We start from the raw sequence: 15,328 nt of genomic DNA on the forward strand, positions 1-15,328 counted from the left end.
GGTGGAGCCGGGGCGGCGGGCGCCCGGGATCCGGGAAGCGCGAGGGGAAGGTGTGCCGGTCGGCGGCACGGTGTGAAGGCGCGGTGGCGGGAAGGCGGAACCGCGGACCGGCCCGGCCGGCGGAGAGCGGCGGGCCTCAGGGCAGGGCGTCAGCTCAACAGGACGACGACCACACGCGACCGAAGTCGATGTGGTCGCGGGTGACCAGCCGCTGCCATGCGTTCATGCGGCCAAGTGGAGCAGGCATCCGGTTGCGCGTCAACCGCGCCGCGGTACGCCGCTCACAGTGTGGACAGCCTTGACAGAACGCCGTGTTGACCCCATAGCCTCGCTCCACGGCCGTGCTGAGGGGCGCGACCGTTCTGCCTGTGAAGGCGCATCTCCCGTGTTCGATCACCGCATCCACGGAGCCTTCGCATGCCCTCCGGCACCCTCCGCACCCCCGCCGTCCCCTCGCCCGCCCCACCGCCCGCCGACGGGCACCCCCCGGCCGGGGCGCCGCCGCGCATCGTCGCCCGCCGCCCGCTCGGGCAATGGGCGGCCGCCGCCGTCGTCCTCGTCCTGCTGGGGCTCGTCCTCCGCTCCGTCGCCGGGAACGACGCCTTCCGCTGGGACCTCGTCGCCGCCTACTTCCTCACCACCCCGGTCCTGAACGGGCTGCTGCTCACGCTGGGACTGACCGCCGCCGTGATGGTCCTCGGCTTCGCGCTGGGCACCGTGCTGGCCACCATGCGGCTCTCCGCCAACCCCGTGCTGCGCGGCGTCAGTTCGGGCTACGTCTGGCTCTTCCGGTCGATGCCGGTCCTGGTCCAGCTGCTGTTCTGGTTCAACATCGGCGCGCTCTACCCGACGATCCTCGGGATCAGGACGGTGCATCTGCTGGCGCCGCCCGCCATCGCCGTTCTCGGCCTGACCCTCCACGAGGCCGCCTACGCCGCCGAGGTGGTGCGGGCCGGCATCCTCTCCGTGGACCGGGGGCAGACGGAGGCGGCCCAGGCGCTGGGACTCGGTCGGTGGCGGCGGCTGCGGCGGATCGTGCTGCCGCAGGCCATGCGGTCGATCGTGCCGCCCGCCGGGAACATGCTGATCGGCACCCTCAAGGGCACCTCCGTCGTCTCCATGATCGCCGTCAACGACCTGCTCTACTCCGTGCAGTTGATCTACCACCGCACCTACCAGGTCATCCCGATGCTGATGGTCGCCACCGTCTGGTACGTGATCATCACCTCGCTGCTCTCCGTCGGCCAGCACTACGTCGAGCGGCGTTACGCCCGCGGAACGGCCGGTGCCCGGTGAGCGCCGCGCGGCGCCGGACCGGGCGCCCCGCCGTGGTGATCGTCGGCGCCGGGCCCCGCGCCACCGGCCTGATCGAGCGGATCGCCGCCAACGCCCCCGAGCTGTACGGCGACGCCCCGCTCGACCTGCACCTCGTCGACCCGTACCCGCCGGGCGGCGGCCGGATCTGGCGCCGGGACCAGAGCCCGCTGCTGTGGATGAACTCGCTGCCCGACGACTCGACCCTCTTCACCGACGACACCGTCGAGATGGCCGGCCCGGTGCGCCCGGGGCCGTCGCTCGCCCAGTGGTGCGCCGCGGTCCGCTCCGGCGGTATCCGCACCACCCCCGACGTCGCCGCGGCCGTCGCCGCCCTCGGCCCGCGTGACTTCCCCGGCCGCCGGCTCCAGAGCGCCTATCTGACCTGGGCGTACGAGCGTGCGGTGGCCGCGCTGCCGCCGCGCGTCGCCGTCCATGAGCACCGCCGCCGCGCGGTCCGCCTCGCCGGGCCCGCCGACGGCCGTCAGCAGGTGTGGCTGGAGGGCTGCCCGGCGCCGCTCACCGCCGACGCCGTGGTGCTCGCCCTCGGCCACCTGGACGCCGAACCGGACGCGGAGCAGCGTAAGTTGGCGCACTTCGCGGCGCGGCACGGGCTGACGTACCTGCCGCCGGGCTTCACCGCCGACGCCGGTCTCGACGGGCTGCGGCCCGGCGAGCCGGTGCTGGTCCGCGGCCTCGGCCTCGCCTTCATCGATCTGATGGTGCTGGTCACCGAGGGGCGCGGCGGCCGGTACACGGAAGGTGCCGACGGGGAGCTGACGTACCACCCGTCAGGCCGCGAACCGGTGCTGCACGTCGGCTCGCGCCGCGGCGTCCCCTACCGCTCCAAGATCGGCTACGAACCGGACGCACCCCGCCCACCGCTCCCGCGCTTCCTCGGCCCCGCCCAGGTCGACGCGCTGCTCGCCCGGCCCGGCGGCTTCTCCTTCGACGCCGACGTCCGCCCGCTGATCGAGGCGGAGCTGGGCTTCGCCCACTACCACCGCCTCTTCACCGCCCACCCCGAACGCACCCGGCTGCCCTGGCCCGCCTTCGAGCGCCGGTACGCCGCCGGGGATGCGGCCGCCCGCCGCGCACTGGCCGAGGAGGCGGTGCCCGATCCGGCCGACCGCCTCGACCTCACCGCCCTCGACCATCCGCTGGCCGGGCTGCGCCTCCCGGACGCCGATGCCCTCCAGGACACCCTGCGCACCCACATCGAGGCCGACCTCACCCGCCGTCACGACCCGGCGTACAGCCCCGACCAGGCCGTCTTCCTGGCGCTGCTCTCCGTCTACGGACAGCTGGTCCGGATCGGCGACCGCGGCCCCTGGTGGCACGGCTTCTTCAGCTACCTCGCCTCCGGGCCGCCCGGGCCCCGGCTGCGGCAGCTGCTCGCCCTCTCCCGCGCCGGCCTGGTGCGGTTCCTCGGCGCGGGGACCACCGTCGCCGCCGACCCGGTCACCGGACGGTTCACGGCCCGGTCGGCGACCGTGCCCGGCGCCGCGACCGACGCCCGCGCCCTGGTCGAGGCGCGGCTGCCGGAGCCGACCGTGGCCCGCTCCGCCGACAGCCTGCTGCGCGCCCTGCACGCCGACGGCGCCGCCGCGACGCCCGCCGGGCTGCTCGCCGTGGACCCCGCCGACGGCCGTGTCCTGGACCGCGCGGGCCGCCCGCATCCGCGCCGCTTCGCCCTCGGCCCGCACACCGACGCCCGCTCCGGCGGCGCCTTCACCCGCCCCCGTACCAATGCGCCCGCCTTCCGGCAGAACGACGCGAGCGCGCGGGCGCTGCTCACCTTCCTGACGGAGCGCGCGGTCCCGCCCGCCGCGCGGCCCCGCACCGCCCGTGCCGCGACCCGCGAGGACCGCCATGCCGCTGACCGCTGAACCCTCCCGCCACCACGGCACCGCCCGGCGCGGACGCCCCGGCCACCCTGCGGATGGTGCCGGTGCGCCACCCCTGGCGGTGGGCCGCCGTCGCCGTGAGCGCCGTGCTCCTCGCCCAGGTCATCCACGGCCGCACCGGCCGCGTCGTCCCGCTGCTGATGGCCGCCACCGTCTGGTGCGCGCTGCTGACCGGCGCGCTCTCCGTTCTCCAGCACCACGTCGAACACCGCCTCGCCAAGGGAGCCACCCGATGAGTCCACAGCCCGCGATGGTCGAGGTCCGCGCCGTCCGCAAGAGCTTCGGCCCGCTCGACGTCCTCAAGGGGGTCGATCTGCGGGTCGCCGCCGGTGAGGTCACCGTCGTCATCGGGCCGTCCGGCTCCGGTAAGTCCACACTGCTGCGCACCCTCAACCACCTGGAGAAGGCCGACAGCGGCACGGTCTCCGTCGACGGCACCCTCATCGGCTACCGCCGCTCCGGCGACACCCTGTACGAGCTGCGCGAACGGGAGATCCTGCGGCAGCGCGCGCAGATCGGCTTCGTCTTCCAGGACTTCCACCTCTTCCCGCATCTGACGGTGGTGGAGAACCTCACCGAGGCGCCCGTGTCGGCCCTGGGCCGCTCCCGCGAGGAGGCCACCGCCACCGCACTGGCGCTGCTGGCCCGCGTCGGGCTGGCCGACAGGGCCGGTGCCTATCCGCGTCAGCTCTCGGGTGGCCAGCAGCAGCGCGTGGCCCTCGCCCGCGCCCTCGCCCTGGAACCCGAGCTGCTCCTCTTCGACGAGCCGACCTCCGCGCTCGACCCGGAACTGGTCGGCGAGGTCCTGGACGTCATCAAGGACCTGGCGGGCCGTGGCACCACGATGATCGTCGTCACCCATGAGATCGGCTTCGCCCGGGAGGTCGCGGACACCGTCGTCTTCATGGACGACGGCCGGATCGTCGAACAGGGCCCGCCGGCCCAGGTGCTCGACGCACCCCGCGAGGCCCGCACCCGCGCCTTCCTCTCCAAGGTCCTGTGACATGACCGGATTTCCGCAGACCGCTCCGAGGAGCCCCGCCGGGAACCGCCGCCGCGCCCCCGGGCTGCGGCTCCGTCTGGCCAGCGGACTGGTCGGCGCGTACGCCGCCGCGCCGCGCGCCGTCATCGCCGACGGCAGCTACCGCACGGTCCTCGACTGCTGGGGGCCGGGCGCCGAAGCCCTCACCACCTCACAGGTCAACCCGCCCGGTCCGCCCCGGACGCCCTGACCGCCACCCCTCCCGGAAGGCAACCCCCATGGCCTCACCCGCACCGCGCCCGATCCCGCTGGCCGTCGCCCTCGACGGCACCGCCCGCCCGGCCGCCCCGGAACGCTTCGGCGCGTCCGGGTACCTCCGGCTGGTCCGCCTCGCCGAGCGCGGCACCCTCGACTTCGTCACCCTCGGCGACGCCTTCGGCCGCCCGGGCCCCGACGCGCTCGCCGTGCTGTCCCGGGTCGCCCCGGCCACCACCCGCATCGGCCTGGTCCCCACCGTCACCACCACCCACACCGAGCCCTTCCACGTCGCCACCTCGATCGCCACCCTCGACTGGGTCAGCGCCGGCCGGGCGGGCTGGCGGCCCGACGTCTCGCTCACCGCGGCCGAGGCGGCGCTCTTCGGCCGCCGCCCGGCGCCCGCGCCCGACGCGGCGTGGCGGGAGGCGGGCGAGGTCGCGGAGGTCGCCGCCCGGCTCTGGGACAGCTGGGAGGACGACGCCGAGATCCGCGACCGGGCGAGCGGCCGCTTCATCGACCGCGACAAGCTCCACCACACCGACTACACCGGGGAGTTCTTCGCCGTCCGCGGCCCCTCCACCGTGCCCCGGCCCCCGCAGGGCCGCCCGCCGGTCGTCCTCGACGCCACCGGCACCGGCCCGGGCGGCGCGACCGTACGGCAGGTGGCCGCCGCGCACGCCGATGTCGCACTGGTCCGCGCCCAGGACCCGCACGCCGCCTCCGCCGCCCGCGACGACCTGCGCGCCCGCGCCCGCGCGCTGGGCCGCGACCCGGACCGGCTGCTGGTCCTCGCCTCGGTGGCGATCGAGCTGTACGCCTCCGGGGACGCCGTCGCCCTCGCCGAGCTGATCGGCGACTGGTACGCGGACGGCGCGGTCGACGGCTTCCATCTGCGGCCCGCCGATCCCGCCCGTGACCTGGGCCTGCTGGTCGACGGCACCGTTCCGGTCCTCCAGCACCGCTGCCTGCTCCGCCGCTTCTACCCGGGCGCCACGCTCCGCGAGCACCTGGGCCTGCCCCGCCCCGCCAACCGCCACGCCCGCACCCGGGAGGTCTCGCGATGACCGCCGCCCCGCACCCGTCCGACCCGTCCACGCCCCGGCAGATCCATCTGGCCGCGCACTTCCCGGGCGTCAACAACACCACCGTCTGGGACGACGCCCCGCCCGCCACGGGCCGGGGCGCGGGCCGCCATCCCTCGCTCGGCAGCCAGATCCGGTTCGACTCCTTCGTCCATCTCGCCCGGACCGCCGAACGCGGACTCTTCGACTTCTTCTTCCTCGCCGAAGGGCTGCGGCTGCGCGAACACAAGGGCCGCATCCACGATCTCGACGTCGTCGGCCGCCCCGAGTCGCTGACCGTGCTGACCGCGCTCGCCGCCGTCACCGACCGGCTGGGCCTGGCCGCCACCGTCAACGCGACCTTCAACGAACCGTACGAACTGGCCCGCCGGCTCTCCTCGCTCGACCATCTCAGCGACGGCCGGGCCGCCTGGAACGTCGTCACCACCTCCGACGCCTTCACCGGTGAGAACTTCCGCCGCGGCGGCTACCTCGACCGCGCCGACCGCCCCCAAGGTCCCGGCTCCGCTCGAACAGGGGGGACCCCCTACACCCGCGCCGCCGAATTCGTCGCCGTGGCCCGGCAGTTGTGGGATTCGTGGCGCGGGCCGGCGCCCGAGCCGGTCCGCCATCGCGGCCCCCAGTTCGACCTCGCCGGGCCGTTCACCCTGCCGCGCTCCCCGCAGGGCCACCCGGTGATCATCCAGGCCGGGGACTCGCCCGAGGGCCGCGACTTCGCCGCCGCCACCGCCGATGTGATCTTCACCCGGCACAGCGGACTCGCGGCGGGCCGGGCGTTCTACGCCGACGTCAAGGGACGGCTCGCGGCCCACGGGCGGCGACCGGACGATCTCAAGATCATGCCGGGGGTCACCTTCGTCCTCGGGGACACCGCCGCCGAGGCCCAGGAACACGCCGCCGAGATCCGCCGCCGCCAGATCTCCCCGCAGAACGCCCTGCTCGCCGCCGAACAGCTCTGGGGCGTCGATCTCTCCGCCTACGATCCGGACGGGCCGCTGCCGGACATCGACCCGGACCCGCGCTCGGAGCTGGCGCAGGGCCGCGTCAAGATCGCCGACCCGGCGGCGGTGGTCGCCACGTGGCGGGAGGTGTCGCGGGCCAAGGGGTTGTCACTGCGTGAGACGGTGATCGAGACGACCGGCCGGCAGTCGTTCGTCGGCACCCCGCAGGCGGTCGCCGCGGAGATGGCCGCGTTCGTCCGCGCCCGGGCGGCCGACGGCTTCATCCTCGTCCCGCATCTGACGCCCGACGGGCTCGACCCGTTCGTCGACCGGGTCGTCCCGCTGCTCCAGGAGCGCGGCGTCTTCCGCACCGAGTACACCGGCAGCACCCTCCGCTCCCATCTCGGCCTTCCGGAAGCAGTTACTCCGGTATGGCAGGGTGAGGCGTCATGAGCACCGGCACCGACGCCCGCGCGGCATGGCGGACCTGGCGTGAGCGCCGCGCCGCCGACATCTCCCGCCCGTACGGGCCACTGGCCCTGACCGGCACCTTCTGGCTCGCCGACCACGCCGACGGCCGGATCCCCGGGCTGCCGGGCCGCTGGGCGGAGGACGGCGACGCGGTCGTCCTGCACGCCACCGCCGCCGACGGCCTCACCGCCGACGGCGCCCCGCTCGACGGCGGGATCCGCCTCGGGCCGGACGCCGGACCGGAGTCCGCCCGGATCGCCCACGGTGAGCGGCGGCTGCCGGTGCTGCGCCGCGAGGGCCTGTGGGCGGTCCGCGACTTCGACCCCGCCGCCCCCGCCCGCCGCGACTTCACCGGCATCGACGCCTACGACCACGATCCGCGCTGGACGGTGCCGGGCCGCTTCCGCCCGTACGGCGAGAGCCGCGCGGTCCGGGTGCCCAACGCCGACGGCGTACGCCGGGAGCTGGGGCTCGCCGGGGAGCTGGCGTTCACCGTGGACGGCGTCGAGCGGACGCTCCAGGTCGCGGTCGAGGGCGACGGTTCGCTGTGGGCGGTCCTCGCGGACGCCACCAGCGGCACCGAGAGCTACCGCTTCCGCTTCCTGCGGCCCCCGGCGCCCGCCGCGGACGGCACCGTCACCGTCGACCTCAACCGCACGCACCTGCCGCCGTGCGCCTTGGCCGACCACTTCATCTGCCCGTTCCCGCCGCCCGGCAACACCCTGCCGTTCGCCCTGCGGGCGGGGGAGCGGAACCGTTCCGGAGCCTGATCCGTCCCACCCCCGACCGAGGGGGTCAACCGCCGTCCCGGCGCACCCGAGAGGGTCTGCCGGGGCGGCGAACTCCGCGCTGCCCGGGGGCGGTTGACCACGGTCGTCACCCACTCCCGCCTCACGGCCCCCTTGCGCGGCGGCCCGATCCGTCCGAGACTCCCGTCAGCGCTTGTCAGGGGCACGCAAAAACGATCGTGCGGAAGACGCGGATTCCGTAGGCGGAAATCCGTGGCGCGCCCCTCGACTGCGCCTCACGGGCCGTCGCAGACGGCCCACCGATCCCCTCGGAGGAATCACGTGAGGAACGAGCGCACCATTCCCCGCAGCGGCGTGGCGAGACGCACCCGACTGCTCGCCGTGGCCACCGGACTGCTGGCCGTGGGGGCCATCGCGGTCCCGACCGCCAACGCGCAGAACTCCGCAGCAGCTCCGAAGTACAGCGCCGCCCAGCTCTCCGCGGCCGGCGCCGCCATTCGCTCCGCCGATGTCGCCGGCACCGCCTGGGCCGTCGACCCGGCCACCAACGAGGTGGTCGTCACCGCCGACAGCACCGTCTCCCGCGCCGACCTCGCCAAGGTCGAGCGTGCGGCGGGCAGCAACGCCGGTGCGGTACGCGTCGAGCGGACACCCGGCACCCTGCGCAAGCTGATCTCCGGCGGCGACGCCATCTACGCGCCGAGCTGGCGCTGCTCGCTCGGCTTCAACGTCCGCAGCGGCAGCACGTACTACTTCCTGACGGCCGGTCACTGCACCGACGGCAACCCGCCCTGGTACACCAACTCCTCGGGCTCCACGAGCATCGGGCCGACCGCCGGGTCCAGCTTCCCCGGCAACGACTACGGCATCGTGAAGTACACCGGGTCGGTCAGCCACGAGGGCACCGTCGGCAGCCAGGACATCACCAGCGCCGGCACCCCGACGGTCGGCCAGACCGTCACCCGCCGCGGCTCCACCACCGGCACCCACAGCGGTAAGGTCACCGCCCTGAACGCGACGGTGAACTACGGCAACGGTGAGATCGTCTCCGGTCTCATCCAGACCACCGTCTGCGCCGAGCCCGGCGACAGCGGTGGCCCGCTCTACTCCGGGACCACGGCCCTCGGCCTGACCTCCGGCGGCAGCGGCGACTGCACCTCGGGCGGCACGACGTTCTTCCAGCCCGTCACCGAGGCGCTCAGCGCCTACGGCGTGAGCGTCTACTGATCCCCTCGGGGCGGCCTTGCTCACCGCCCCTGATCTGCTGATATCGGCGTACGGCCGGACGACGGTCCGGCCCGGGCCGGGACCCTGCCTGCCGGCGGGCGGGGTCCCGGCCTCCCGTGTGCCGCGGCCCCTGGCGACAGAGCCCGCCCACCACTCCGGGCATACCATGGTAAAGAACGCAAACCGGTCGGAGCGGCAGAGGCCAGTCAGGGGGCCGTGATGCTGGAAGAGCTGGTGACCGGCGGGGTCGCCCTCGCCTCGGCGGGCGTCGTCTATCTCTTCGCGGCGGCGCGCGTGGTCAAGCAGTACGAACGCGGCGTGGTCCTGCGGCTGGGGCGGCTGAAGTCCGCGGTCCGCGGCCCCGGCTTCACCATGATCGTCCCGGGTGTGGACCGGATGCGTAAGGTCAACATGCAGATCGTGACGATGCCGGTGCCCGCACAGGAGGGCATCACCCGCGACAACGTCACCGTCCGCGTCGACGCCGTCGTCTACTTCAAGGTCGTGGACGCCGCCGACGCCGTCATCGCCGTCGAGGACTACCGCTTCGCGGTCTCCCAGGTCGCCCAGACCTCGCTCCGCTCCATCATCGGCAAGAGCGATCTCGACGATCTGCTCTCCAACCGCGAGAAGCTCAACCAGGGCCTCGCCGTGATGATCGACAGCCCCGCGCTGGGCTGGGGCGTGCAGATCGACCGGGTGGAGATCAAGGACGTGTCGCTGCCGGAGACCATGAAACGGTCGATGGCCCGCCAGGCGGAGGCCACCCGTGACCGCCGCGCCCGGGTCATCAACGCCGACGCCGAACTCCAGGCGTCGAAGAAGCTGGCCGAGGCCGCCCAGGCGATGTCCGACCAGCCCGCCGCCCTCCAACTGCGGCTGCTGCAGACCGTGGTGGCCGTTGCCGCCGAGAAGAACTCCACGCTGGTGCTGCCCTTCCCCGTGGAGCTGCTGCGCTTCCTGGAGCGCTCCGGCCTCCAGGCCCAGGCCGAGACCGCTCGTACCCAGGCCGAGACCGGCGCCTTCGGCCAGGCCGTGCCCCCGTCGTCCGGCGCGAGCGCCGACGGCTCCCCGCCGGACCTCGGCCCGGACCCGGCGCACCGGCCCGGCCACTATCTGGACGAGCCCGGGGAGCTGGGGCCGGTCGCCCCGGTCGAGGACGTGGGCGGCATCGAGGACATGAACGGTGTCCTGGAGGATGTCGGACGGCTCCCTGATGACGAGCCCGACGGCGGCGGCAGCCGGGGCGGCGGAGCCTGAGCGGCCGGACCGGCACGCTCCGGCCATGGCGGCCGGGGCGGCCGGACGCGTCCCTCCGCCGGTGCGCCCGCCGGCGGCGATGACCGGCACCGTCGCGCCCGCCGAACCGCCGGAGCGGCACCCCGGGACCGCCCTCGCGGACCGGCCCGTCCACCACCTCACTCGCTGACGCACCCTCATACGGGCCCCGCGGCACACCCGCCGCGGGGCCCGCGCATGTTCCGGTGCGCGGGCGGCTCCGGTGGCGGCCGGTGGGCGCGGGACGAAAAGTTTCGGCCAGGGGGTGGCGCGCTCCGGCCGGGGACGCGCCGGGGGCGTGGGGCGGGCGGCAGTGTCCGTACTCGGGACGGACGTGCGCGGATATCGGTGTGACCGACGGGTGGGGAAGCGGTGAACTCCCGGCGGCGAGACCGGAACTCGGTCTTGTGCACGGGTGAGACGGGTGGGAATACTCGGCGGCGCACGTTGGCATGGACGCGACTTCCCGGGTGTGCTGCGGGGAGCCGTCCGTCCGTGACCTGTTCCCCCACACTCTCGGGTCCGTGTCCCCCCTCGCGGGCCCTTCCCCCCACGGGAGGTACCGAGTTGAAGCACCGTCGCATATCCCAGCGCCGCGCGGTCCTGGCCGGCGCGGGAGCCCTGGCTCTCGCCGCCACCGCCACGCTCACCCTGAACAGCGCCAACGCAGCATCCGTCCCGCAGCCGGCGAAGCTCTCCCCGGCCGCGGCGACCACCCTCGCCTCGCAGGTCAACTCGGCGGGCACCGCCGGTTCGTACTACGACGCCCAGGCCAAGAAGCTCGTGGTCAACGTCGTGAACGACACCGCGGCCAAGGCCGTACGGGCCAAGGGTGCCGAAGCCAGAATGGTCAAGTACTCGATGGCCCAGCTGGACTCGGCCCGGCAGACGCTGAAGGCCGACGCCACCATCCCCGGCACCTCCTGGGGCGTCGACCCGCGGACCAACAAGGTCGTGGTGACCGCCGACCGCACGGTCAAGGGTGACGCGCTCGCCAAGATCACCAAGGTCACCAAGGGCCTCGGCGACAAGGCGACGTTCCGCCGGACCCAGGGCGAGCTGAAGCCGCTGATCGCCGGTGGCGACGCGATCTGGGGCAGCAGCGCCCGCTGCTCGCTCGGCTTCAACGTCGTCAAGGACGGCCAGCCGTACTTCCTGACCGCCGGTCACTGCGGCAACGCGGTCAAGAGCTGGTCCGACCAGCAGGGCGGCCAGGAGATCGCCACCACCGAGGACTCGACCTTCCCCGGCAACGACTTCGCGATCGCCAAGTACACGGGCGACACCGAGCACCCCAGCGAGGTGGACCTCTACAGCGGCAGCCCCCAGAAGATCACCAAGGCCGCGGACGCGACCGTCGGTGAGAAGGTGCAGCGCAGCGGCAGCACCACCCAGGTGCACGACGGCACGGTCAAGGCGCTCAACGCCACCGTCAACTACCAGGAGGGTTCGGTCGAGGGGCTGATCCAGACCGACGTCTGCGCCGAGCCCGGCGACAGCGGCGGCGCGCTCTTCGACGGTGAGTCCGCCCTCGGCCTCACCTCCGGCGGCAGCGGCGACTGCTCGCAGGGCGGTGAGACCTACTTCCAGCCGGTCCCCGCGGCCCTGCAGAAGTTCGGCGCCGAGATCGGCTGACGCGCCACCGGGCCGTACGCCCGCCGGACCTCCGGCGCGGCGGGACGGTGACCCCGGCCCCCGGACGTGTACGGCGTCCGGGGGCCGGGGCGCGTCCGGGCCCGGTCAGAAGGCGAAGACGGTGTTCGCGGCGGAACGCAGCTCACAGGAGTTGGCGAAGGTGTGCGTGTACGCGATGCGCCTGCCCTGCCAGACGCCGTCCGCCGTCACCACGACCGGCTTCCACTCGCGGGTGCACGCCGTGGTGCCGTCGGTGCGGGTCACCCGGTCGAACTCGCCGTTCACCGCGCGCAGCCGGGTGCAGGCCGTGCCGGGCAGCGGGTGGGTGCCGGACGCCGTCGGCGCACAGCTGAGCGTCACGGCGCGCTGTACCGCGGCGTCCGCGCGGTGCTCCCCCTGGCCGACCGTCAGGACGAGGGCGGTCGGCGCGTAGAGCCCGGCGGACCGGGCCGGGGTGTGGTCGGCGGCCGGGGCGACGACCGCGACCGGGGCGGTGGTGGTGACCGGCGGGGTGGTGGCCTGCGCGGTGGTGGCGAGGGCACCGGTGACCACAGCCGTGCCGAGCGCGACGACCCCAACGATGTACCGCATTGCGAACACTCCTTTGCCCGTAGGTGCAGATACCGGACGGGAGTCTGGCCCAGCCGCCGGGTGTCCGCATCTCCGTCGCTCACTTCGAGTCGATGGATGAAAGCCGTGGGTAGTGGCGCGAAGGATGTGGTGGAGATGTGGAGATCCGGCGGCGGAGCCGTGCCTTCGCTGCTGGCACGGGGTGTCCGCCCGGAGCCCGTCCGCCCCGGCCGTGCGGATCCGGCCGCGCCCCCCGGCGGCGGCACCCGCCCGGCGCTCCCCGAATGGCCCGAAGGCGGTGCGTACAGGGAGGTGAGGCACCCCGGACGCGATGCTTACGGGGCCCGGCGGCTGCCGCCGGGCCCGCTCAGGCGCGCGGGGTCACCGGCGCCAGTGCGTTGTTCCGGCGGTCCCGGTCGCGGAGCGCCGCGAGGATGACGCTGAGCAGTACGCCGCCCAGGGCCCAGGCGCCGAGGATCAGCAGCGCCGAGGTCAGACCGTTGCCGCCGAAGTAGGCGATCGAGCGCGACGCCCAGGTGCCCGCGCCCGGCGGCAGCGCGGGCCCGATCGCCCGCCAGAAGGGCGGCAGCAGCGGATACGGATACGCGCCGCCCGCGCTCGGGTTGCCGAAGACCACGATCACCAGGATCGCCAGCCCGATACCGATGACCCCCAGCAGGGTCTGGAACGCCAGCGTGGTCGCCCCCACCGCGAAGACGATCAGCGCGCCCAGCCCCCACAGTCCGAACAGACTGCCGGGCAGCGCGTTCAGCACCGGTCCGATCACCACCGCCCCGGCGAGCCCGGCGATGACCGAGTAGACCGCGAGGGCGCCCAGCCGGATCACCGCGCGGTGGGTGTTGGCCGGGCGGGCACCCGCGCTGATCGCCAGGATCGCGGCACAGAGATACCCGCCCACGCACCACCCCACGACCAGGTAGAACGACGACAGGCTGCGCGAGTCGCCGTCCGCGGCGGGCCGTACGTCCTCGGTCCGCACGGTCCGCCCCTCGGCCTTCAGCGCCGCCCCGACGACCGCCTCCGTCGCCTGCGACAGCGCCGCGCCGCCGCCGCTCGCGACCAGCAGCCGGTCGGTGGTCGAGCGCGCGTCGACGACCAGCGCCGCATCGATCTTCCGGTCCCGCAACTGCTGGAGCGCCGCCGCCCGGGACGGCAGCGCACGCGGGTCCAGGGGGGACCCCGGCAGCGCGTCGAGTTTGGTCACCAGCTCACCGCGGGCCTGCGCGGGCGCGACCACGCCGAGCGCGATATCGGTCGGCTTCGGCGAGTGGAAGGCGCCGGCGTAGGACGTGATGAACGCGACCATCAGGCCCAGGACCCCGATGACCAGCAGCGCGGCCCGGGCGCTCACCGCGCTCCGCACCTCCTGGAGAAAGGTCGTCCGGGTGGGGTCGTCGGTGGTGGCCATGGGCCGCTCCTCGCCGTGTCGCGCCGGTGCCCGTCCCGGCGGTGCTCCCACATCCTCCGGTCGGGGCAGCCGTTGCGCAGAGCGGACACGCCCGAATGACGGAGGGAGGCGCGGCGGCTTTCCGCCCCGGGCCGGGCCGGGGCGGCACGCGGCCGGCCCGGCCCGTACCGGCCCGCCCCGGTCGGCCGCGCCGCTCAGGCCCGGGACCGTCGCACCGTCAGGAAGAGGAACGACGCCACCGCCAGGACCAGCGGCAGGAGCAGCAGCGCACCCGAGAAGGCCAGGACGCCCAGGGTCAGGGCGGCGGAGCCGAGGACACCCCACCACAGCCAGGTGCGCCGCTCCAGCAGCACAAGCGCCGCGCCGAGCCCGGCCAGCGTCACCGCCGCCAGGCAGGTGGCGGTCGCCCGCATCAGCAGGTCCAGATCGGCGCCGCCGAACCCGGCCGCCGCGCCCACCAGCGCACAGGCACAGCCCAGCACCGCCAGCGACCGGCGCGGCACCTCGCCCGGCCCGCAGCCCTTGGCCAGCGCCCGCGGCGCGGCCCCGTCCCGGCCGAGCGCCGCGCCGAGCCGGGAGGCGCCCGCCAGATACGAGTTGACCGCGCCGAAGGTGAGGAAGAGCGCGGCCACCGCGGCGACCGGCCGCGCCGCGCCGCCCACGCTCCGCGTGAGCAGCGCCGTCAGCGGGGTGTCGGTGTCCGCGGCCGCCGGGCCCAGCACGCCGAGGGTGACGACCGCGAGGCCGAGGTAGAGCACGGTGATGGTCAGCAGGGTGTTGCGGGTGACCTTCGGCAGGTCCCGGGCCGGGTCGGCGAACTCCCCGGACAGATGGCTCGCCGCCTCCCACCCGGCGAACGCGAAGAACAGCACCGATGCCGCCGACCCCACCGACGACCAGCCGCCCGGCAGGAACGGGGTGAAGTGCGCGGCGCTCACCCGCGGCGCCGACGCCAGCACCGTGCCCAGCAGCACCGCGGCCAGCCCCGCGCCGAGCAGCAGCTGCACCCGGCCCGACATCCGCAGTCCGGCCGCGTTGGACGCCAGCGCCCCCGCGATGACCAGCCCGCCGACGGCGGCGGCGCCCGCCTCGCCCCAACCAGCCGCGTCCGCCACGTACTTGCCGCCGATCCAGGCGGCCGAGACCACCCCGATCGGCACCGCGCCGTAGAACCACCAGCCCACCGTGGCCGCGGCGCGCGGCCCCATCGCGCGGTGCACATAGGTGGCGACCCCGCCGCCGTCCGGATGGCGGGCGCCGAGCGCCGCGAACGACGCGGCGACCGGTACGCACAGGGCGAGCAGCAGGATCCAGGCGAGGAGCGAGGCGGGTCCGGCGGCCGCCGCGGCCAGCGACGGCAGGGTCAGCACCCCCGGCCCGAGCACGGCACCGGCGCACAGCGCGGTGCCGCCACCGACGCCCAGCCGCCGTACATGCGGCGGCCGGACGGCGGAAAGAGAAGTCTGTTGTACGGTCACGGACGGC

14 protein-coding genes are annotated in these 15,328 nt (G+C 74.7%); 11 read left to right on the top strand and 3 right to left on the bottom strand.

Translation table 11 applies throughout. The features are described 5' to 3' along the window. The first annotated feature begins 417 nt into the window (after positions 1 to 417). The 11 genes from ACF1BH_RS08515 to ACF1BH_RS08565 all read left to right on the top strand — a co-directional run bounded on the left by ACF1BH_RS08515 (position 418) and on the right by ACF1BH_RS08565 (position 11,844). Positions 418 to 1,296, top strand: a complete 879-nt coding sequence (locus ACF1BH_RS08515; protein WP_391641673.1) for an amino acid ABC transporter permease — start codon at positions 418 to 420, stop codon at positions 1,294 to 1,296. Continuing rightward, positions 1,293 to 3,203, top strand: a complete 1,911-nt coding sequence (locus tag ACF1BH_RS08520) for an FAD/NAD(P)-binding protein (protein WP_391641674.1) — start codon at positions 1,293 to 1,295, stop codon at positions 3,201 to 3,203. Before ACF1BH_RS08515 ends, ACF1BH_RS08520 begins: the two co-directional genes overlap by 4 nt. A gap of 53 nt (positions 3,204 to 3,256) precedes the next feature. Beyond that, the gene (locus ACF1BH_RS08525) at positions 3,257 to 3,457 is read left to right on the top strand and encodes a hypothetical protein (protein WP_391641675.1); all 201 of its coding nucleotides are present in this window, start codon (positions 3,257 to 3,259) and stop codon (positions 3,455 to 3,457) included. Beyond that, positions 3,454 to 4,224 carry an amino acid ABC transporter ATP-binding protein gene (locus tag ACF1BH_RS08530; RefSeq protein ID WP_391641676.1) on the top strand — a complete coding sequence of 257 codons (771 nt, stop codon included), beginning with the start codon at positions 3,454 to 3,456 and terminating at the stop codon, positions 4,222 to 4,224. Before ACF1BH_RS08525 ends, ACF1BH_RS08530 begins: the two co-directional genes overlap by 4 nt. Position 4,225: 1 nt before the next feature. Continuing rightward, positions 4,226 to 4,453: a hypothetical protein gene (locus ACF1BH_RS08535; RefSeq protein ID WP_391641677.1), complete on the top strand. Its 228-nt coding sequence runs from the start codon at positions 4,226 to 4,228 to the stop codon at positions 4,451 to 4,453. A 28-nt stretch (positions 4,454 to 4,481) separates the two neighbouring features. Beyond that, positions 4,482 to 5,525: an LLM class flavin-dependent oxidoreductase gene (locus ACF1BH_RS08540; RefSeq protein ID WP_391641678.1), complete on the top strand. Its 1,044-nt coding sequence runs from the start codon at positions 4,482 to 4,484 to the stop codon at positions 5,523 to 5,525. After that, entirely contained in the window at positions 5,522 to 6,937 is a 1,416-nt protein-coding gene (locus ACF1BH_RS08545) for an NtaA/DmoA family FMN-dependent monooxygenase (RefSeq protein ID WP_391641679.1), read from the top strand. Before ACF1BH_RS08540 ends, ACF1BH_RS08545 begins: the two co-directional genes overlap by 4 nt. After that, positions 6,934 to 7,725, top strand: a complete 792-nt coding sequence (locus tag ACF1BH_RS08550; protein WP_391641680.1) for a DUF1684 domain-containing protein — start codon at positions 6,934 to 6,936, stop codon at positions 7,723 to 7,725. The genes ACF1BH_RS08545 and ACF1BH_RS08550 overlap by 4 nt, the downstream gene beginning before the upstream one ends. 300 nt (positions 7,726 to 8,025) lie before the next feature. Next, positions 8,026 to 8,931: a S1 family peptidase gene (locus tag ACF1BH_RS08555; RefSeq protein WP_391641681.1), complete on the top strand. Its 906-nt coding sequence runs from the start codon at positions 8,026 to 8,028 to the stop codon at positions 8,929 to 8,931. A gap of 219 nt (positions 8,932 to 9,150) precedes the next feature. Further along, positions 9,151 to 10,191: a slipin family protein gene (locus ACF1BH_RS08560; RefSeq protein ID WP_391641682.1), complete on the top strand. Its 1,041-nt coding sequence runs from the start codon at positions 9,151 to 9,153 to the stop codon at positions 10,189 to 10,191. A gap of 585 nt (positions 10,192 to 10,776) precedes the next feature. After that, a complete protein-coding gene (locus ACF1BH_RS08565; protein WP_391641683.1) occupies positions 10,777 to 11,844 on the top strand; it encodes a S1 family peptidase in 1,068 nt (355 codons plus the stop codon). A 105-nt stretch (positions 11,845 to 11,949) separates the two neighbouring features. Here the strand turns inward: ACF1BH_RS08565 and ACF1BH_RS08570 are convergent, their stop codons facing one another. The 3 genes from ACF1BH_RS08570 to ACF1BH_RS08580 form a co-directional block, all read right to left on the bottom strand. Then, positions 11,950 to 12,435, bottom strand: coding sequence for a subtilase-type protease inhibitor (locus tag ACF1BH_RS08570; protein WP_391641684.1), 486 nt, complete (start codon positions 12,433 to 12,435; stop codon positions 11,950 to 11,952). Positions 12,436 to 12,781: 346 nt separating this feature from the next. Further along, complete coding sequence (locus ACF1BH_RS08575) at positions 12,782 to 13,843, bottom strand: DUF3533 domain-containing protein (protein WP_391641685.1); 1,062 nt, start codon at positions 13,841 to 13,843, stop codon at positions 12,782 to 12,784. A gap of 194 nt (positions 13,844 to 14,037) precedes the next feature. Next, complete coding sequence (locus ACF1BH_RS08580) at positions 14,038 to 15,321, bottom strand: APC family permease (protein ID WP_391641686.1); 1,284 nt, start codon at positions 15,319 to 15,321, stop codon at positions 14,038 to 14,040. Between the last annotated feature and the right edge of the window lie 7 nt (positions 15,322 to 15,328).

Source organism: Streptomyces sp. NPDC014733 (genome assembly GCF_043083385.1).
In the GTDB taxonomy this organism is placed as follows: domain Bacteria; phylum Actinomycetota; class Actinomycetes; order Streptomycetales; family Streptomycetaceae; genus Streptomyces.